12 protein-coding genes and 1 CRISPR repeat array are annotated in these 17794 nt (G+C 69.4%); of the genes, 3 read left to right on the forward strand and 9 right to left on the reverse strand.

What is annotated here, in order from left to right; translation table 11 throughout:
* Positions 1–4: 4 nt before the first annotated feature.
* A complete protein-coding gene (locus ACQPZF_RS36465; RefSeq protein ID WP_433263303.1) occupies positions 5–1246 on the reverse strand; it encodes an IS110 family transposase in 1242 nt (413 codons plus the stop codon).
* 248 nt (positions 1247–1494) lie between these two features.
* Between ACQPZF_RS36465 and cas2e the strand changes: the two genes are divergently transcribed.
* Positions 1495–1851: a type I-E CRISPR-associated endoribonuclease Cas2e gene (gene cas2e / locus ACQPZF_RS36470; RefSeq protein WP_433264919.1), complete on the forward strand. Its 357-nt coding sequence runs from the start codon at positions 1495–1497 to the stop codon at positions 1849–1851.
* A 117-nt stretch (positions 1852–1968) separates the two neighbouring features.
* Positions 1969–3702: direct repeats of the CRISPR family, unit length 28 nt; unit sequence GTCGTCCCCGCGCGAGCGGGGGTGGTCC.
* Between the two features lie 199 nt (positions 3703–3901).
* On the opposite strand, the gene mobF is transcribed toward cas2e, so the two are convergent.
* Entirely contained in the window at positions 3902–7876 is a 3975-nt protein-coding gene (gene mobF / locus ACQPZF_RS36475) for a MobF family relaxase (RefSeq protein WP_433264920.1), read from the reverse strand.
* A gap of 246 nt (positions 7877–8122) precedes the next feature.
* Here mobF and ACQPZF_RS36480 point away from each other — a divergent pair, with 246 nt between their 5' ends.
* Positions 8123–8434, forward strand: coding sequence for a hypothetical protein (locus ACQPZF_RS36480; RefSeq protein ID WP_433264922.1), 312 nt, complete (start codon positions 8123–8125; stop codon positions 8432–8434).
* Positions 8435–8701: 267 nt separating this feature from the next.
* On the opposite strand, the gene ACQPZF_RS36485 is transcribed toward ACQPZF_RS36480, so the two are convergent.
* The 4 genes from ACQPZF_RS36485 to ACQPZF_RS36500 all read right to left on the reverse strand — a co-directional run bounded on the left by ACQPZF_RS36485 (position 8702) and on the right by ACQPZF_RS36500 (position 13234).
* A complete protein-coding gene (locus tag ACQPZF_RS36485) occupies positions 8702–9619 on the reverse strand; it encodes a hypothetical protein (protein WP_433264924.1) in 918 nt (305 codons plus the stop codon).
* 718 nt (positions 9620–10337) lie between these two features.
* A complete protein-coding gene (locus ACQPZF_RS36490) occupies positions 10338–10763 on the reverse strand; it encodes a single-stranded DNA-binding protein (protein WP_433264925.1) in 426 nt (141 codons plus the stop codon).
* Positions 10764–10808: 45 nt separating this feature from the next.
* Positions 10809–11900 (reverse strand): DUF4192 domain-containing protein, encoded by a 1092-nt coding sequence (locus ACQPZF_RS36495; RefSeq protein ID WP_433264927.1) that lies wholly within the window; start codon positions 11898–11900, stop codon positions 10809–10811.
* Between the two features lie 245 nt (positions 11901–12145).
* Entirely contained in the window at positions 12146–13234 is a 1089-nt protein-coding gene (locus tag ACQPZF_RS36500) for a DUF4192 domain-containing protein (RefSeq protein ID WP_433264929.1), read from the reverse strand.
* A 139-nt stretch (positions 13235–13373) separates the two neighbouring features.
* Here ACQPZF_RS36500 and ACQPZF_RS36505 point away from each other — a divergent pair, with 139 nt between their 5' ends.
* Complete coding sequence (locus tag ACQPZF_RS36505; protein WP_433264931.1) at positions 13374–13928, forward strand: sugar O-acetyltransferase; 555 nt, start codon at positions 13374–13376, stop codon at positions 13926–13928.
* 167 nt (positions 13929–14095) lie between these two features.
* Here ACQPZF_RS36505 and ACQPZF_RS36510 read toward each other — a convergent pair whose 3' ends face one another.
* The 3 genes from ACQPZF_RS36510 to ACQPZF_RS36520 all read right to left on the reverse strand — a co-directional run bounded on the left by ACQPZF_RS36510 (position 14096) and on the right by ACQPZF_RS36520 (position 17752).
* Positions 14096–15727: a bifunctional DNA primase/polymerase gene (locus tag ACQPZF_RS36510; RefSeq protein ID WP_433264933.1), complete on the reverse strand. Its 1632-nt coding sequence runs from the start codon at positions 15725–15727 to the stop codon at positions 14096–14098.
* A gap of 51 nt (positions 15728–15778) precedes the next feature.
* A complete protein-coding gene (locus tag ACQPZF_RS36515) occupies positions 15779–16684 on the reverse strand; it encodes a DNA-processing protein DprA (protein ID WP_433264935.1) in 906 nt (301 codons plus the stop codon).
* Between the two features lie 87 nt (positions 16685–16771).
* Entirely contained in the window at positions 16772–17752 is a 981-nt protein-coding gene (locus ACQPZF_RS36520) for a DUF932 domain-containing protein (RefSeq protein WP_433264936.1), read from the reverse strand.
* Positions 17753–17794 lie beyond the last annotated feature (42 nt).

The raw sequence follows: 17794 nt of genomic DNA on the forward strand, positions 1-17794 counted from the left end.
GAAATCAGGCCGCGGCAGGTGTGGCAGTGGCGTTCTGACGGGCTCCGCCGTGGAGTTCAGGGTCGTAGGGCGTGTTGTTCTGCCAGCAGCGCCAGATGACGCGGGTCCAGGCGCGGGCCAGGATGCGGATCGCGTGGGCATGGTCCTTCCCGGAGGCGCGGGCCCGGGTGTAGATGTCGGCGGCCCAGGGGCTGGCACGGCGGCTGTTGTCGGCGAACGTGGTCAGGGCCTGGCGCAGGCGTTTGTTGCAGGCCCAACGGAAGGACACGCCGCGTTGCCTGCCGGACTCCTTGGTCACGGGGGTGATGCCGGCCAGCGCCGCGACGGCGTCGGGATGGGTGTAGGCGGCGCGGGCGTCGCCCCACTCGGCCAGGACCTGGGCGGCGTTGACGGTCCCGGCACGGGGCAGGGACCGGAAGACGGCCCCGTCGGGGTGGGTGTCCATCTTCTCGCCGATCGAGCGGTCCAACGCCTTGATCGCGGTGTTGAGTGCGGTCAGGACGCCGACCTGGGCGAGCACGGCGTCACGGACGCCCTCGGACAGTGCCGGGTCGGTGACCCCGGCCGGGGCTTGACGCAGACGGGTGAGCAGGTCGGCGGCCGGTTTCTTCCCGGAGTAGTGCTGCCGCCGCAGGAACGCGGCCAAGCGTTTCTCGGTCAGTCCGGCGGCGGAGGCGGCGGTGGGGTACTCGGTCAGGAACGCCAGGGCGATGCCCGAGGTGAGACGCGCGAAGATTTTTCCGGCGCCGGGCCAGTGGGCATCCAGCAGGGCGGCGAGCTGGTTGGTCGCGGCGACGCGGGCGTGGACCAGGTCGGTGCGGGTGCGCACCACCGCCCGCAGCGCCTTGGTCGCGCCGGTGTAGGGGGTCGCGGGTCGCAGTCGGTGGTGACGAACGCGCAGGTAGTCCGCGATCACGGCGGCGTCACCGCGGTCGGACTTGGCCCCGGAGAGCACCTCGGACTCGCGCCAGGTCTTGATCGCGTTGGGTTTGACCGGCATCACCGGGTGCCCGGCGGTCAGCAGCGCGTCGACCAGGCGGCCGTCCGGGCGCTCGATGGCCACCGCGACATGTTCGGGCTCGGCGAGCCGGCCCAGCCTGTCCGCCAACGACCCGAACCCGGCGGCGGTGTGGCCGACCGTGAACGCCGTCACCCGCCTGCCTGCCCGGTCCAGGACGCACACGGCGTGCTCGGCCGTGGCCCAGTCGATCCCGACGAAGAACAACGGCTCGTTCTGCAGCGACACCCCGGTCGCCTTCCTGCTCGCAGCGCGAGGCGGTCACCAGGCGGAGGCGAGGGAACCGACAGTCGAGTGGTCACTAACCGGCGCTCTGCGGCGCGTCCCTCTGTCATCGATCAACGGTTCCGGGGAAGCCGGGGGCGGCAGTGTCACAGAGGCCCTCGAAGGGCGACCGACATGGGCCGTCACCCCGACTTCCGCCTGGTTCCTACCACAAACGCCATCCAGGCGCCTGCATGGAAGAGGGTGCACTAGTGACCGTCCTCGTCGTCGCCGCCTGCCCCGTCGGCCTCCGCGGCCACCTCACCCGCTGGCTCCTGGAAATCTCCCCCGGCGTCTTCGTCGGCACCATCAACGCCCGCGTCCGAAAACTCGTCTGGCTCCGCGTCATCGAAATGGTCCGCACCGGCCGAGCGATCATGGTCCACCGCGCCGACAACGAACAAGGCCTCGACTTCACAGTCCACGACCACAACTGGAAACCCGTCGACTTCGAAGGCATCCAACTCATGCTCCGCCCCAACCACGACCCAAGCGACGACACAGCCTCCGCAACACCCGCAAAAGGCTGGAGCAACGCCGGCCGCCGACGCCGCTACGGCAAACGCTGACCACCACACCCCTGCGCCTTCCGAGCAACCCGACACCACCGGAACCGGCACATCCGAGACTCGACAAAGCCGAATCAAATACCACCCCGACGACTGGGAAACGCCTGGTCAACAAGTGTCGTCCCCGCGCGAGCGGGGGTGGTCCCGCCCCGTCGAGCAGCACCGTCCACTCGGGCCGGGTCGTCCCCGCGCGAGCGGGGGTGGTCCCGTCGTGATCTCGTCCGCCGGCTGTCCGTCCAGGTCGTCCCCGCGCGAGCGGGGGTGGTCCCGGTGCGCTTGCCGGAGCGCCACTCGCGCAGCTCGTCGTCCCCGCGCGAGCGGGGGTGGTCCGCCCTTCCACACCACCGTGTACGGCACGCCGCCGTCGTCCCCGCGCGAGCGGGGGTGGTCCCTCCACCAGCAACGCCGGCGCGGCCGGCAGGTTGTCGTCCCCGCGCGAGCGGGGGTGGTCCCGGCCTCCACGGCGTGTTGGCGGCGGGGAGCGGGTCGTCCCCGCGCGAGCGGGGGTGGTCCGTCGTGATTCCGATGGCCGACGAAGAGGCCCCCGTCGTCCCCGCGCGAGCGGGGGTGGTCCCGACCTGTGGACAGACCTGCTCGACCAGATGCGGTCGTCCCCGCGCGAGCGGGGGTGGTCCCGGCCGCCAGTTCGTGTTGTGGCTCCGCGAGGAGTCGTCCCCGCGCGAGCGGGGGTGGTCCCAGGGTCGTCGCGGACACGTCGAGGTCGCTGTCGTCGTCCCCGCGCGAGCGGGGGTGGTCCGTCCTCGGCGAACGCGACGGCTTCGGCGAACTCGTCGTCCCCGCGCGAGCGGGGGTGGTCCCGCCGTGGTGACCATCACGGACCGCCTGGTGGGGTCGTCCCCGCGCGAGCGGGGGTGGTCCGGGCGACGACGGTCGTCGGCCCGCCGCCGATTTGTCGTCCCCGCGCGAGCGGGGGTGGTCCCTGCTGTATCCACGGTTACGCGGATGTCGCCAAGTCGTCCCCGCGCGAGCGGGGGTGGTCCGCCGCCGAGCTGTCCCAGGCCATCCGCCGCGAGGTCGTCCCCGCGCGAGCGGGGGTGGTCCGTCGGTCAGGTAGTCGTTCGCGCGTGCGGAGGTGTCGTCCCCGCGCGAGCGGGGGTGGTCCCGGGTTCGTCTACGACGTGGTGGTGGCGATCGGGTCGTCCCCGCGCGAGCGGGGGTGGTCCCCAGGCACTGCTCTCGACGGCCCGGTGCCCGTGGTCGTCCCCGCGCGAGCGGGGGTGGTCCCTCGCCCGTGCGCATGGCCACCCACCGGTTCACCGTCGTCCCCGCGCGAGCGGGGGTGGTCCGGTCGATTCCGCGTGGAGGCGCGTGGCGGAGTCGTCGTCCCCGCGCGAGCGGGGGTGGTCCCTCGCCGCGCTCTTGCGGGCCGCGCCACGGCATGTCGTCCCCGCACGAGCGGGGGTGGTCCCCCCCGCGTGTGGAAGGTGGGCGATACCCGCCCGTCGTCCCCGCGCGAGCGGGGGTGGTCCCCGGAACTCCGCAAGCGCCTCGTCCGCTGGCACGTCGTCCCCGCGCGAGCGGGGGTGGTCCCGAGGCCCGTGGGCCCGGCCCGGCCTTGGTCGTCCCTGCGCGAGCGGGGGTGGTGCCAGGAACAGGCCCAGATCGGGAGCGTCCGCGAGGTCGTCCCCGCGCGAGCGGGGGTAGTCTTGCGGCCAGGGCGAGGCTGGCCACGCCGAACGCGTCGTCCCCGCGCGAGCGGGGGTAGTCCCTTCCCCCGAACCGCAGGCGGGCACAGCCCGGGTCGTCCCCCGCGCGAGCGGGGGTGGTCCTAGAGCGAGCCGTTCACCGATGGCCTTCGGGTCGTCGTCCCCGCGCGAGCGGGGTGGCACGGCCCAACGCGATAACCGTTAGTGAGCCGTCCGGTCGTCCCCGGCGCGAGGGAAATAATCCGACGTTGGCTGCGCTTTCGGTCGGCTATGGGTTTGCCGTCCCTGACATAGGGTCGGTCCTGGCGTGGGTTGCCACCGAGGCCCGTTTGTATGCGAGTCGCCGCTTCGATCAATTTCACATCGGTAGAAAGTCTATTAGATCAGTGTCGCATGCGGGGCCCTTGGTTTGGGTCGTCGTTTCGTCGTGCGACTCTCTGGTAGTCGTGAGGGCGATGTTCCGGCAGTGAAGCGTCTTGGCGTTGTCGATTCAGTCCTGCAGCCCGGGACAGAAGGTCGACAAGCCGTGCGCGGACTGCGGTGGCGGGTTGGGTGTTGTTGTCTAGTTGGTTGACGGAGTTGAGGTTGGGCTCGATGCCTTGACGGGAGAGGGATGGGTTTTTCCGTAGGTCTGCTTGTCCGTTTCGAGGTGTTCGAGGTTGTGTTTCGGTGGCTGTGGCTGATGTGGGGTTGACTTCGGTGGGTTTTTTCAGTCCCAGGTGGTTTTGGAGCCAGTGGTGGGTGCGTCGTTGGGTGCCGCGTCCTTGTGGGCCGAGGGGTGTGGTCTCGGTGTCGGGGATTTGCCAGCGTTCGCGGTAGGCGGCGATCTGTCCGAGCTTGTGTAGCCAGGTTTCGTGTTCGGTGGGGTTGTCGGGTGGCGGTCCGAGGTGTGTGGTCCATGGGGGTTGTGTGTGGGCGGCGCGTTGCGCGAGTAGGTGTATGCGGTTGGCGATGGAGTGGGCTTTGTGGTGGAGCCAGTCGTGTAGTTCGGCGTGGGCGGCGTCGGGTTCTTGTTCGCCTGGTGGGGGTGGGCTGGGGATCCAGTGCGGGAATCCGTCCGGTCTACGTCCATCCAGGTCGGCACCGATCTGGTCGTGTGGGAGTGGGTCGAGGGTGTCGAGGTGTTGGGTGATGCGGTGGTGGAGGACTTTGGTGATGCTGTGGGCGGTGTCGAGTTCGCGTTCGTTGATGCTGTTGGTGAGGATTGTGACGGGGTCGTGGCCGAGGTCGTGGGTTTCTTGGAGTGCGTCGAGTAGGGCGGGCCAGGCGTCGTCGGTGAGGATGGTGTCGGCGAGGTGTGGGGCGGCGTCGCGGACCCATTGTTCGGCGTGTTCGCCGTATTCTTCGCCGCGGTGGAGGCGGAGTGCGTGTTCGTATTCGGGGATTTGGTGGTCGAGCCTGTGTGGAAGTTCGAAGGCGTCGCGGAGTTCTTCGGTGGCGGTTTTCTCGGTGCCTTCGTGGCGGAGGATGGCGGCGAGGGCGTTTGCGGCGGCTTGGGTGTTGCGGTGTTTGTGGAAGAGGTCGCCGGGGAGGGTGTGGGGTTCGTCGAGGTTGAGGGTTTCGGTGGTGTCGAGGTAGAGGTGGTTTTCGTGGGTTCCGCGTGAGACGGCGACGGTGGCGAGTTCTCGGGTGGCGTGGGGTGAGAGGGCGGCTCGGCCGATGTCGACGGTCATGCCTTGGGTGCGGTGGATGGTGGCGGCGTAGCCGAGTTCGACGAAGTGGGTGACGTAGGTGGCGGGGAGGGTGATTTTGCCTCGGTGTTTGAGGTGGCGGGCGGTGAGGCTGCCGTCGGGGTTGCGGTGTAGGACGGTCCAGAGGTCGCCGTTTTTGACGTGTTCGTTCAGGCGGGGGCGCATGGTGCGTTTGTTGAGGCGGGTGACGATGGTGTCGCCTCGGCCGGCGTGGTTGCCGTCGCGGAGGAGTACGCCGGTGTGTTCGACCTGGCCGGTGGTGCGGAGTTCGGTTTGGGCGCGGGCGGAGAGTTCGGCGGCGATGTCTGCCCGGTCGGCGGACATGATGCTGGTGTGGCCGTTCTCGCGGTCGGTGCGCCATGCTCGGTAGAGCTGGTCGAGGACGGCTGCTTGGGGGCCGCCGTGGAGTCTGTGGTGGGTGGCGTACCAGCGGGTGGCGCGGAGGTCTCCGACGCGGACCTGGAGTATGGCTCGGGCTTCGTCGGGGTCGGTGAAGCGGTGGAGTTCGGTGAGTTCGGTGCCGCCTGCTTCGGTGTGGATGAGGCGTAGTGCGCCGCCTGCTTCGACGGCGGCGAGTTGGCGGTAGTCGCCGACCAGGCGGACAACGGCGCCGCGTTCGGCGGCGAGTGCGCGGATGCGGTCGAGCATGCGGGTTCCGGCCATGCCGGCCTCGTCGACCAGCAGCATGTCGCCGCGTCGGACGTCGATCGCGTGGTGGGTGTCGTAGGCGTGGACGAGGCTGTGGAGGGTGTCGGCGCCGATGCCGAGCACGTCGCCGAGGACGCTCGCTGCGGCGGCGGAGGGGGCGAGGCCGATGACGCGTCCGCCGGTGGTTTTCCAGGCTGCGGCGACGGCTTTCATCGCGGTGCTCTTCCCCGCTCCGGGTGGTCCGATGGCCACGGCGAGCGCACGTCCGGAGGACACAAACGAGCGGACCAGGTCGCGTTGACCCGGGTTGAGGATGGTGCGCTTCTTCTTCGGGATGGTGCGTCGTAGACGGCGTAGGACGTTATCGAGGGTCTGCTCGGTGACGACGGGGCCGTGCCGGATGCGGGTGGCGTGGACGAGTCGGTGTTCGGCGTCGAGGATGTCCTGGCTGGTGTAGCGGGTGAAGCCGCGGCATCGGAATACCGGCTCGCCGGTGGCGCGCTGCAGCATCACCGGGTGCGGTTCGGCTTCCTGGTCCAGCCGGACGGAATCGTGTCGGAGTGCGTGTCGGGTGATGGTGTCGGCGAGGATCTGGTGCTGCTGCTCGGACACGGTCCGCACGCCGCGCAGTTGTCGTTCCACTTCGCTGCGGACGTGGTAGACGGTCCAGGTGGCCCGGTGCTCGGAGACCTGGTCGATGACCCGTGCCGACACCGCGGCGAGGTCGAGATCGGCGGCGGACAGTCGTGTCGGGGCGGCGTGGGTGGCGGCGTGGACGACTGCGGCGATGTCGAGGTCCGGTCGCATCCGCTGGGCCCGGTCGGCCCAGTCGGCGAGTTGTTGGCCCAGGCTTTTGAGGCCGTCCTTGCTGGGGCGGTCGGTCACGGCGGCTTGCTGCGCCAGCTTGAGTTGGACGGTGCGGGGTGGGGTGACGCCGTACTGCCTGACGTACCGGGCGATCAGCGTGTCGTAGATGTTCTCGACCTGGGTGCGGCGTTGGGCGAAGCCGACGATCCACTCGTCGGGTAGTCCGGCGATCTCGCGCACCGGGCGTTTGCCGGGGCCGCGTCGGGCGAGTTCCCAATGGACGTCCAGGCGTCGGCTGACTCCGCGTTCCCAGGCCGCGTTGTAAACCTCGGAGGCGGAGACCGCGACGGTGTGCAGTTGGCGGGAGTCCAGGGTGCGCCATCGGCCGTCGGTGCCCAGGGCGGTGTTGGCGACTGCGACGTGGGTGTGCAGGTTGGGGTCTCCGGCGCGGGATTCGCGGTGGGTGAAGGCGGTGGCGATCAGGCCGGTGGTGTCGACGTGGGCGATGCCGGCTTTGCCGGTGCGGCTGAACGCGGCTTCCTGTTCGAGGTAGGCGATCGCGGTGTGGACTGCCTCGTGGTGGGCGTGTTCGAGGGCGGTGCGGACGCGGTGGTCGCCCAGGGCCCACAGGATGTCGCCGGTCTTGGTGGGTTGGCTGAACACGAGGTCGAAGCCGGAGACGGGTTGGCGGGCCTTGCCGAGTTCGTTGGTGATGTAGGTGCGGATCTCGGTGTCCGACCAGGTGCGGTCGGGGTCTTTCAAGGTCAGCAGGGCGGCTGCGGTGTGTTCCTTGATGCGGCGGCGTTCCTGGATGCCGGGGCGGCGGTGGTGTTGCTGTTCGAACCGGTCGTAGGCGGCGCGGAGTTCGTCGAGCAGCGGGATGTCGTTGTCGTACTGGGCGAGTTTGCGTCCGAGTCGGACACCGGTGAGGGCTTCGGTGAAGCTTTTGCCTTCGGCGATCGCGGCGGCGATGAGGCGGTTGGCTTCGGGGTGGAGGCGTTCTCCGTAGAGGGCCTGCATCTGGTCTTCGCGGACGTGGCCGCTGACGCCGAGTGCGGTGGTGCCGGAGCCGATCCATTCGCCGGGTGGGTTTCCTTCGGCGTGGTAGTAGGCGGTCAGCGGGTCACGGCCTTGGCGCGGTGCGTCGCCGGTGACGACCTGCCGCATCAGGTACTGGTAGCCGTCACCGGCGTGGAGGACCTTGAGCGCCATCACGGCGTGCTTCCCGCCATGCCCGGACGCTAGGCGGCCGGGGTGAGGGAAGTCGTTGTTCTGGCGGTGGATTCACGGGTCGGTGGGCGGGCCGCGCACTGCGTAGTGCCAGAGGTGTCTCTTGTTTCTTGTGCCTTCCTGGGCCTCAAGATCATAAGTGGGTGGGTACGGGTTGGCGGATGGGTTGGCCCGTGAATCTGTGGCCTGGGAAGGGGGTTGTGTCAACGTGGCGCTTAGCGTGGGGTTATGAGTGGTACGTCGGCGAGGGTTGAGGCGCGGCGGCGGGCGCGGCTGGCGCAGGCGCGGCGGCGTGAGGTGTTGCGGGAGCATGAGAAGCGGGTTCGGCGGTGGGCTGATGCGTTCTACGAGCACGAGGAGTTCCGGGCGCGGCACGAGCGTGCGTGTGCGGCGTGTGTGGCGGAGCTGCTGGGGCTCGGGGAATCGGTCGACGGGGTGGCGGCGTTGCTCGGGGTCGACGTGGGTCGGGTGCGCGCGTTGAAAGCGTTGGCTCGCCTGGACGCGCCGCACGAACCGGATGGGCAACCAAAGGTGACCTGATGGTCCGCACCGGATCGGTGACGTGGTGCCGGTGGTCGCCGATGGCGGGCGGGGGCCCTGGTTGCCGGTGCGGCGATGAGAAAGAGTGCGGTGTCCGTGAGGAACGAGCGGGCGCGGCTCGATGTCCGGCCGGCCACGGCCGGGCGGGTGCGCGAGGGCGGCAGCTCTCGCCGAGGTGGGCGGCGCTCGATGCGCCGGCCGCCGAGGCTGCGCGCGCCGCGCGCCCGGCGGCGGCCGAGACGGCGCGCCGCCGGGGGCGGGGCGTGGTCAGGTGGTGGTCACCATCTGTTCGACTTCGCGGCAGTCGGCGCACAGTTCGGCGGTGGTGTCGCGCGGGTCTCCGCATTGGGCGCACTTCGTCGCTTCCTCGGGCCGGTGGTCAGGCTTGGCCGGTGGCGCGGTGGCGGCGGGTGGTTGTGGGAAGGGGTTGCGGTGCACCCAGTCGGTGATCACGGCGCGGTCGGCGGGGGTGGCGTAGGCCTTCCACCAGCGGGCCAGCAGGCCTCGGGCGTTGGTGTAGGTGGCGGTGATGAACGCGCATCGGGCTTCGACGGCGTCCGCGCGGGTGTGGCCCTCGGGGAGTGCGGGGATGCCGGGGCGGCCCTTGTCGCGGCATTCGCCGCACAAACCGTCGTCGCTGATGGCGCGGTGGTCGGCGGGGACACGTTCCAGCCAGCAGCGCACGCACGGGGTTCCGCGCAGTGCGGGGACGGCGGCGCGGTCGTAGTCCAGGCCACCGGCGTAGACGGTGTCCGGTGGGGGTTGGTCGTCGACTCCGGCGCGGTCGGCGTAGTCGGCCACGACGGTGTCCTGTCGGTCCTGTTCGCGTAGCCGGGCGCGGCGTTGGGGCGTGAGGACACGGCGGGCGTCGGGCCTGATCTCGGTGCGCAGGTCGCGTGGTGCGGTCTCGCCGGTGCGCCCGAGGTGAGGGTCAGGGGTGCGGCGGGGGGCGCGTTGGACGAAGGCTTCGCCGAACGTGGCGATGAGCGACCGGTCGGTGTCGCTGGTGGCGGACTTCCACCGGGCGCGTAGGTGGACGTCGGCGCGGTCGGGGTAGCGCTCGATGGTGTTCACGCAGTCGGCGACGATGCCGAACGTGTGCGGATCGAGCTCGGCCAGCAGGTGGCCGGCGTAGCGCTTCGCGGTCGTGATGTCGCCACCCTGGACGGCGTTGACGATGTTCACCAGACAATCAGAAAAGCTGGAATTCTCGGCCATGGGTTTCGGCTTTCTCGATACGGTTCGATGGTGCCGGGCTTGACGTTCCCGGCGTTTCCTGCTATTCGATCGTATCGAGCATTCCACTGTGGTGCAACCATTCGGAGCAACCCCTTCGGGTGCTTCCTACTTATTCCTTTCTTTGCTTTTCGGTGACCATTGTGGAGGGGATTCCGGGAGGGGCGGCGCGACGACAAGGGCAGGCCCCCGGCCTGCCCGCTCTTGCCTGTCCGCGGGTCGGTGTCGTCATGTCAAATCGCGCGTTTTGGCCGAAAGAATTTCAGCAAAATCCTTGGGGTGGGGGGCCCCGAGGATTTTGTGCGCTGTGAAATTGTTTCGGACAGCGATTTGACATGACGACACCGACCCATACACTGCGCCGCCCCTCCTGGGATCCCCGGAGGCGAACCCGACCGACCAGGTCCGGAACACAAAAGTTCGTGGAGCACGTACGACGACGGGCCGCTGCACGGGTGGGATCGGCTGGGGGCGACCGGGGTGCCGGTCGCCCCCAGCTGTGCCGAGGCGGAAGCCCCGAGAGGCTAGCCGCACGCCGAAGCGGACGGTCCGTCAAGACCGCCTGGACACCGGAGCCCGGTGCCCATCAAGGCCGTATCGATCCTTAAACACCCGGCTCCGACGCCAGTTTAGCCGCAGGTCGGATCAAGAGGCGGTTGCCACTCGCTCACGACGAAAACTCGTCCGCGGCTGTATCAGCGGTGCCTCCGCCGGATGCGGCCGTGGTGCCGTTGCCGTTCTTGGTGATCTTCACGGTGGCATAGCGGAGGGCGGCGCCGATCTCGTCCACTTCGAACTCCATGGTGGTGCGTTTTTCGCCGTCCTTCTCGTAGGACCGCTGCCGTAGCCGTCCTTGGGCGATGACCCGTGCGCCGCGTCCGATCGATTCGGCGACGTGGTCGGCGAGTTGGTTCCAGCAGGTGCAGCGCAGGAACAGGGTGTCGGCGTCCTTCCACTCCCCCGCCTGCCGGTCGAAGGTACGCGGGGTGGAGGCGATGGTGAAGTTCGCGACCGACGCGCCCGCCTGGGTGTGCCGCAGTTCGGGGGCGGAGGTCAGGTTGCCGATGATGGTCAGTGTCGTTTCGCCGGCCATGTCACATTCTCCTTGTTCGTACCGTGTTGTCGCGGTCGACCTGCGTTACTTGCTCGGGCGGTGGTGGACGGCTTCGCGTGAGGCGTCGTGCTGGTCCCCTACGGCGCGTTCGGCGATTCCCCGGATGGTCGCGGGTGGCATCCCCAAATCCATCGCTCCCCGGACCATCGAGGCCAGTCGGTGGTGGGGATGAGCGGCTTCGGCGCGGTCGAGTGCGAGGGCCGCGAGCGTCCCGTCCCCGCGGAGGTAGGCGGATATCGCCAACAGGGTCGCGGCCTCGGCACGTTCGGGTGCGGGACTCTGCCTGGTCAGCTCGGTCCACAGGCGTTCGGCGGCCGGGGCGTGCTCGCCGAGTGCGAAACCCAGGCACCGGTCGCGCACCCACAGGTCGGCCAACGCGATGGACAGTTCGGCGATCTGCTGGTCGGTCAACGGCTCGGTCCGGTCCGGTACTTGTTCGACCTGTCGTCGGACAAGGTGGAAGGACTGTTCCGTTTCCGCTTGCATCGTTCCCGGGTCGGCGGAGGAAGGGCGGGCTGCGAGGGTGTCCATCAGTGCTTCGCGTCGCTTGAGGACGTCGTCGGGGTCGGGTTGCAGCGTCGCGGCCAGAGCGTCACGGTCCGGGTAGGTGACCAGGCCCCGGGCGACCGCCGCCGCGTGCATCGGGGAGTTCTCCGGGTCGGGCACGGTGCCGGTGCGCTCGGGAAAGCCGTAGTCGAACCAGCGCGCGCCTTCGGCGATGGTCGGGACACCGTAGACGTCGACGACGAGGCCGTGGCGGGCGAACGCGTCCCACAAGTGCACGGCAAGCCGGTGACGTTCGCCGCGTCCGTTCCCGTCGGCGTCGTCGCCGACGAGGAACGCGATGGCGTCGACGTCGGCGTACTGGCGCACGTCGTTGGCGACCTGTGCCGCGAGCTGCTCGTCGTGCAGGGTGGAGGTGGGCAGGTCGATTCGTTGCGTGAGGAACACGAGGTTGTTGCGGACGAGGATGAGGACGATCGAGTCGGTCGGGTAGAACCCGAGCAGGTGCGGTATCGCCGCGATCAGTTGTCCGTGGTCGGACAGGCGCATCGGCCTGCCCGGCGCACTCTGGCCGGGCCGCGCGTGCCGGTCGGTGCTGCTGTCGTCGGTCATCGAGGATCACCCCTTCACGAATGGGCACGGTCGAGAACCGGACGACCTTCGGGCCTGGTTCCTCGACCGGGTGCCATTGCCGGTCGGCGCGGGCTGGGTGTTGTGCCCGCCGCCTGGGGTGCGAGGACAGGAGGGGAGGGGGTGGGGCAAACGCTGTTTGTTTGCGCCACCCCCTCCCCTCCTGTAGACCCCTGGCGGGCGGCGGGCACAACACCCCGACACGAACCCCACCAACCCCGACCCGGCTACTCGCGGTCGCCCTGGTGTTCCGCCAGGAAATCCCGGCGTGCCGCCTGCGCGCGTTCCGCGAGGTGCCGCACGGTGGTGGGTGGCAGTCCCTGGGTCAGCGAGGTCCGTAGTAGTGAGGCCAGTTTGTGGTGGGGTAGTGCGGCCTCGGCGCGGTCGAGGGCGAGTGCTGCCAGTGCCCCGTTGCCCCGGAGGTAGGCCGATATCGCGAGCAGGGCGGCGGGCTCTGCGCGTTCGGGCGCGGGGGTCGCCCGGGTGAGTTCGGTCCACAGCCGCTCGGCCGCGACAGCGTGCTCGCCGATCGCAAAGGCGATGCACCAGTCCCGCACCCGCAGGTCCACCAACGCCAACGCCAACTCGGCGACCTCCCGGTCGGTCAACGTCCCGCTACGGTCGGCCGCCCGTTCGATCTGCCCTTCGACCAGCCGGAAAACGTGCTCCACCGCCGCCGTGGACAGCGGGTCCAGATCGAATGGGAACTGCTCGGCCGCGGCGGCGATCAGGGCCGCCCGCCGATCCAGCACGTCGGCAGCGTCGGGTTCCAGCGTCGCGGCGACCGCCGCCCGGCTCGGGCGGGTGACCAGGCCACGGGTCACCGCCGCCACGTGCGACGGCGAGGACTCCGGGTCCGGGACGACACCGGTGTGGTCGGCGACGCCGTACTCGAACCACCGCGCACCGACCGCGATCTCGGGCACCCCGTAGACGTCCACGATCACGTCCAGGCTCAACGCGAACGCCACCGCCAAGTGCGCGGCCAACGAACTGTGCACACCCACCCCGTTCGCGCCGAGGTCATCACCGACAAGGAAGGCGACCACACCCGCAGCGCCGCAGCCGGCTACCGAGGCGACGGCCTCCGCCGCCACCCGCCGGTCGCTCCTCGCGTCGGCGGGCAGATCGAGCCGTACTGTCACCACCAGCGAATCGGCCTGCCGCACCACAAGGATGATCGAGTCGGTCGGGTAGAACCCGAGCAAGTGCGGAATGGCCGCGAGCAGCTTCCCCGGATCGGACACCACGATCGGCGGATGCGGCCCGGACCCGCAGTGCGCCGGCTCCCGCCCGGTACTGTCGTCATCGGTCATCGGTGATCACCCTTTCGTGATTGGTTGGGTCGCAGGGTGTGGCGGATCGTCCGCTCTACAGCGTGAGGCGGCATCCATTGTCCTTTATGGACCATGCCTGGGAGCCTCCGTGCGAACGTCATCTGGAAAGGACGGCAACATGGGTGAACAGAAAGATCGGATGCTGCGCGGTGACTGGTACCTCGACGAACCAGATCTGGTCGCGGAACGACGGCGCTGTTGGCGAGTACTCGACAGGTTCAACGCGACCGGAGCGGACGACGACGTCGAGCGCCGCCGGATCCTGGAGCAACTGCTCGCCGGGTTCGGCCCCGGCGCTTGTGTCCTGCCACGTTTCCAGTGCAGCTACGGCTCGCTGATCAGCATCGGCGCCAACAGCTTCGTCAACAACGACGCCGTTTTCATGGATGACGCCCCGATCACGATCGGCGACGACGTCCGGATCGGCCCGCGGACACAGTTGCTCACCGCGCTGCATCCCGTGGAAGACCACGAACGCCGCCGCGCCGGCTGGGAACGACCCGCCGCGATCACCATCGGCGACAACACGTGGCTCGGCGGCGGCGTGATCGTCTGTCCAGGCGTGACCATCGGCGAGAACACGGTGATCGGCGCAGGCAGCGTGGTCACCCGGGACATACCGGACCACGTGTTCGCCGCAGGCAACCCGGCACGGATCATCCGGCGGCTCTGACTCATCCCGAGCCACTGCGGACCTTAACCCTCGACTTCGCCAGTGAAATCCGAACAACTCGGCTCGGGGCTTGTCCGGATTCACCCGGCTCCCAGCCCGCGCTGTCCCTGCCGGATCACCTCGTCGTATCGGCGACGATAGGCAGCGTTTCGGATCGCTGTCCTCCTCTACGGGAAGTGACTGCCTATCCTTTCCGGACCGCGCTCACCGTCAGTTGGAGCGAATGTCAGCAGTCGCGGATGTTCGCGTCCCCACGCAATGCCGTCGGCGATGGCGCGTTCACGTTCGGTGAGGCTGTACGCGCCGTCGGCCACGTGCCGGTCGGACGCCGCGCGCAGGGCGCTGGTGATTACGGCGTCGCCCAAGCCCGGTAGGCGTCCCATGCGGCAAGCCGCGCGCAACAGCGAGTGGCGGCGGGTTCCCGGCGGGGCCGTGCGCACTCTGCGGGTCTCGTCTGCGAGAGCAGCTCGCAGGTAGGCATCGCTGTGAGTCGCTTCCACCGTCGTTCGCGTGTCGAGGTGGAGGCGGGGTGCCAACGCGTCGACAAGCCAGTCGGGCAGCGCCTGCACCGGCACGTCGTCGATGATCTCGTAGTGGCCTTGGCGGGTCTCCGCCCCGGCGGCGAGGACGTAGCCGCCGTGGGCACGGGTGTCGATCAGCGGACCCAGGCGGGACTGCGTGTTGTGCAGCTCGACGCCGGCGGGTGCGGCGAAGTACAGGTGCATGCCGTTGTTGGGTGTACGGACGGTGAACGTGCCCTCCGACACCTGCGTCGCCGCGTTCTGCGAAAGCTGCGCGAAGGCGTCCTTCCCGTGCCGCACAGTACTGGGTTCGCGAGGAACGATGTGTCCGTGCCGCACGGCGTCGTCCAGGTCCAGCACGACCAGACCGGCCGGTCCGGTGGCCACGGCGGGGTTCGCCGTCGGCCGGCGCGTCCACCACCGCTCGATCCGGTCGATGTCGGTGCTGGCGCGTTGCTCCCACTCCGTGAGGGCGGGTCGTTTCGACCTCGGATGCGCAGGAAAGACCGGCCACCCGCGGCAGGCGGCGGCCATCGCGGCGTCCCGGAAAAGGTGTGTCGCCATGACGCTCCAAGTCCTCGGTCGAGCGACGGTCAGCGGCCGTGTCGGCGCAGTGCGTGCCGGATTGCGTTGGCGATCGCCCGGCCGTTGCAGTGCGGCGACGCACCCGGATAGAGCGGCCAGGACCACACGCGGTCGCGACCGTCGCGGATGATGCGGATTCATCCGTCCTCCCGTTCCTCGGGCACCATCCGTTGAGCCTTTCCCTCGCCTGGCACGCCTGAGGTCCGCCTGTGCGGACCTGGTTCCAGCGCGGCGACGGCTTGTGTGCCGGGCAGGCTGACGCGGTGAATGGCGGGCCGGCCGGTCTGCTGCGGCCAGTGGTCCCGTGGGTGATCGCCGCAGAGGGGCCTTGGTGAGGTTGGTTGCCACCTGCTGGACGACGTCGTCCCATGTCGCATCGTCGGCGGTCCGGTAGCACAGGTCTGCTTGCATGCAGTTCCGGCAGGGGAAATCGGGGCTGTGGAGACATCCGTTGCCCCACAGGAGGTTGCCGTCGCCGTCCTCGATGCCGTCGATCTCCACCCCGACGGGGTCGATGTGGTGGAAGGTGCTGTCGACCAGGACGATGGTGGCGTTGGGGAATCGGTCGCGCAGCAGGTATGCGGCGGTGAGCAGGCGCGCTCGGGGGGTGAGGGCATGGGCCGCCTCCCGGGCCTGGTCGGCGTGGTCGAGCAGTGCGGCAAGTGCCCCGTCCGGGATCAGCGTGATGGACATGGCCAGAGGATTCCTTCCCTGATGGGTCGAAGACAGCGGTGCGGTCACGGTTCACGCCCCGCTGGTGGGGCGGGGTGAGCCGTCGGGGACGTCGATGTGCCCGGCGGTGGTGGCGATGGTGGCCTGGCCGGTGCGCAGCAGTTCGTGGACGCCGCCGGACAAGGCGGAGGTGACCGGGCCCGGCACGCCGTAGACGGGGCGTCCGAGCGAGGAGGCGACCTGCGCGGTGAACAACGTCTTGCTGCGTTTGCCCGCCTCCACGAGCAACGTCGCCGAAGCCAACCCGGCGAGCAGCCGATTGCGGGCGTAGAACCGCCTGCGGGCAGGTACCGTGCCGACCGGGTACTCGCCGACGACCAGTCCGCCTCGCTCGACCACGGACTCGAACAAGTACCCGTGCTCACGGGGGAAACGCTGGTCGATACCGCACGGCATGACCACGACGGTGGCGCCGTCACCGGCCAGCGCGCCCCGATGCGCGCAGCCCTCGATGCCGTACGCACCTCCACCCACCACCGTCACCCCGCGACGCGCCAAATCCGCGGCGAACTCGGACGCCACGAACGATCCGTACTCGGTGGCCGCACGCGCACCGGTGATCGTCACTGCCGTGCCAAGCAGTTCGGCAAGCGACGATCGACCGCGCACCCACAGCGCCAACGGCACACCGAGACCGTGGACCGCCATCGCGTCGAACCGATCCCGCGGCCACTCCCGGTCCTGCGGGGTGACCAGCCGGGCCGTACCGGCGTCCAGCGCTGTCAGGTCGCGGGCGATGTCGACGTCCGGACGGACGATCTCGGCGAGAACAGCCGATGGCGCACCGCCGCTGCGGATATGGGCCACGGCCTCCACCACACCGCACACGGCCACGTAGTCGTGCAGGGCCGGAGACGGTGCTTCCGCCGCACGGAGCAGATACAGCAGGGCACGCAACTCGGCTGATGTCAGCGACATGGTGAACTCCTGGAAGTGTCGGGTGGTTCGGTTGTGGCGCAGGCGTTTCCTTGACGGGCGTCACACGGGCGGACTCGTGGTAGTCGGTCATGCGGTGAGCAGGTCGAAGGCGTGCTGTTTGCGGCGCAGAACCGTCGTGCTGGTCAGCACGCGTCCGGCACGGGCGGCTTCGGAGGTGGCGGGCTGGTAGTGGTCCAGGTATTCGGTGACGGCCTGGAGACCGGCCCAGCGGCTACCGCGGATGGAGGCCTGGGTGGGTGCGTCGGTCCACAGGCGCAGCAGGTGGGTGCGGCGGCGTTCGGCGTTGGCCCGGGTGCGTGGCGGGGCGTTGTGGCCGACGGGCCAGAGCGTCTCGACGAGGTCGCGGAACCCGTCGGTGGTCAGCTCGGCGTGGATCATCCGCTGCGCCTGTGCTTCGAAGGCGTCGGCGTAGTCGTACATCAACCGCAGCTTCGAACGGATGCCGGCGACGTCGATCCGGGAGTTGCGGGTGTGGCGGATCGCCACCGACGACACCGCCGTGGCGACGGCCAGGTCGAGCTGGTTGGCGCACGCGACACGGAACGGCACCAGGCCGACCCGGAAAGCGGCGGTGCCGTCGTGGGAGTTGAACGCCACCAGGTACAGATCGACCGGGTCGGTGCCGGCGACCGTCATCGTGGTCGGCAGCTTCATCGTCACGAACGTCCGCCGACCGTCGTCGATCGCCCCGGCGTGCGCCAGGCCAGGCGCGCCGGCTTCCGCGACCAGTGCGTCGAGCACACCGGCCTGGTCCTCGTTCTGCTTGACCCCGTACCCCTCGCCGACCGAACTCAGATAGCGGGTGCGACCGGTGCGCGGGTCGGTGCGCACCAACATGACCTGGTCGGGGTTGTCCACGGCGGTCACACCATCGCCGGTGATGTCCATGCCGGTCTGACGGACTTTGCGGATGTTCCACCCGGTCAGACCGGCGGCCCTCATCGCCGACAGAGCATCACCCCGGCCGGCGACAGCGGTACCTGCCAGTTCCCACGCGCTCCTGCGCCGGGAGTACAGCGAAGTGGATGAATCAACGAGGTCGGTCATGGTCTTCTCCTTGCACAGTAGAAAAGGGTGTGACCGGACAAG

This window comes from Actinosynnema sp. CS-041913 (genome assembly GCF_050942485.1).
In the GTDB taxonomy this organism is placed as follows: domain Bacteria; phylum Actinomycetota; class Actinomycetes; order Mycobacteriales; family Pseudonocardiaceae; genus Actinosynnema.

Coding starts and splice junctions, on each gene's coding strand:
- mobF (WP_433264920.1), bottom strand. CDS start 7,876: ATGGCGCTCAAGGTCCTCCACGCCGGTGACGGCTACCAGTACCTGATG.
- ACQPZF_RS36480 (WP_433264922.1), top strand. CDS start 8,123: ATGAGTGGTACGTCGGCGAGGGTTGAGGCGCGGCGGCGGGCGCGGCTG.
- ACQPZF_RS36490 (WP_433264925.1), bottom strand. CDS start 10,763: ATGGCCGGCGAAACGACACTGACCATCATCGGCAACCTGACCTCCGCC.
- ACQPZF_RS36495 (WP_433264927.1), bottom strand. CDS start 11,900: ATGACCGACGACAGCAGCACCGACCGGCACGCGCGGCCCGGCCAGAGT.
- ACQPZF_RS36500 (WP_433264929.1), bottom strand. CDS start 13,234: ATGACCGATGACGACAGTACCGGGCGGGAGCCGGCGCACTGCGGGTCC.
- ACQPZF_RS36505 (WP_433264931.1), top strand. CDS start 13,374: ATGGGTGAACAGAAAGATCGGATGCTGCGCGGTGACTGGTACCTCGAC.
- ACQPZF_RS36510 (WP_433264933.1), bottom strand. CDS start 15,727: ATGTCCATCACGCTGATCCCGGACGGGGCACTTGCCGCACTGCTCGAC.
- ACQPZF_RS36515 (WP_433264935.1), bottom strand. CDS start 16,684: ATGTCGCTGACATCAGCCGAGTTGCGTGCCCTGCTGTATCTGCTCCGT.
- ACQPZF_RS36520 (WP_433264936.1), bottom strand. CDS start 17,752: ATGACCGACCTCGTTGATTCATCCACTTCGCTGTACTCCCGGCGCAGG.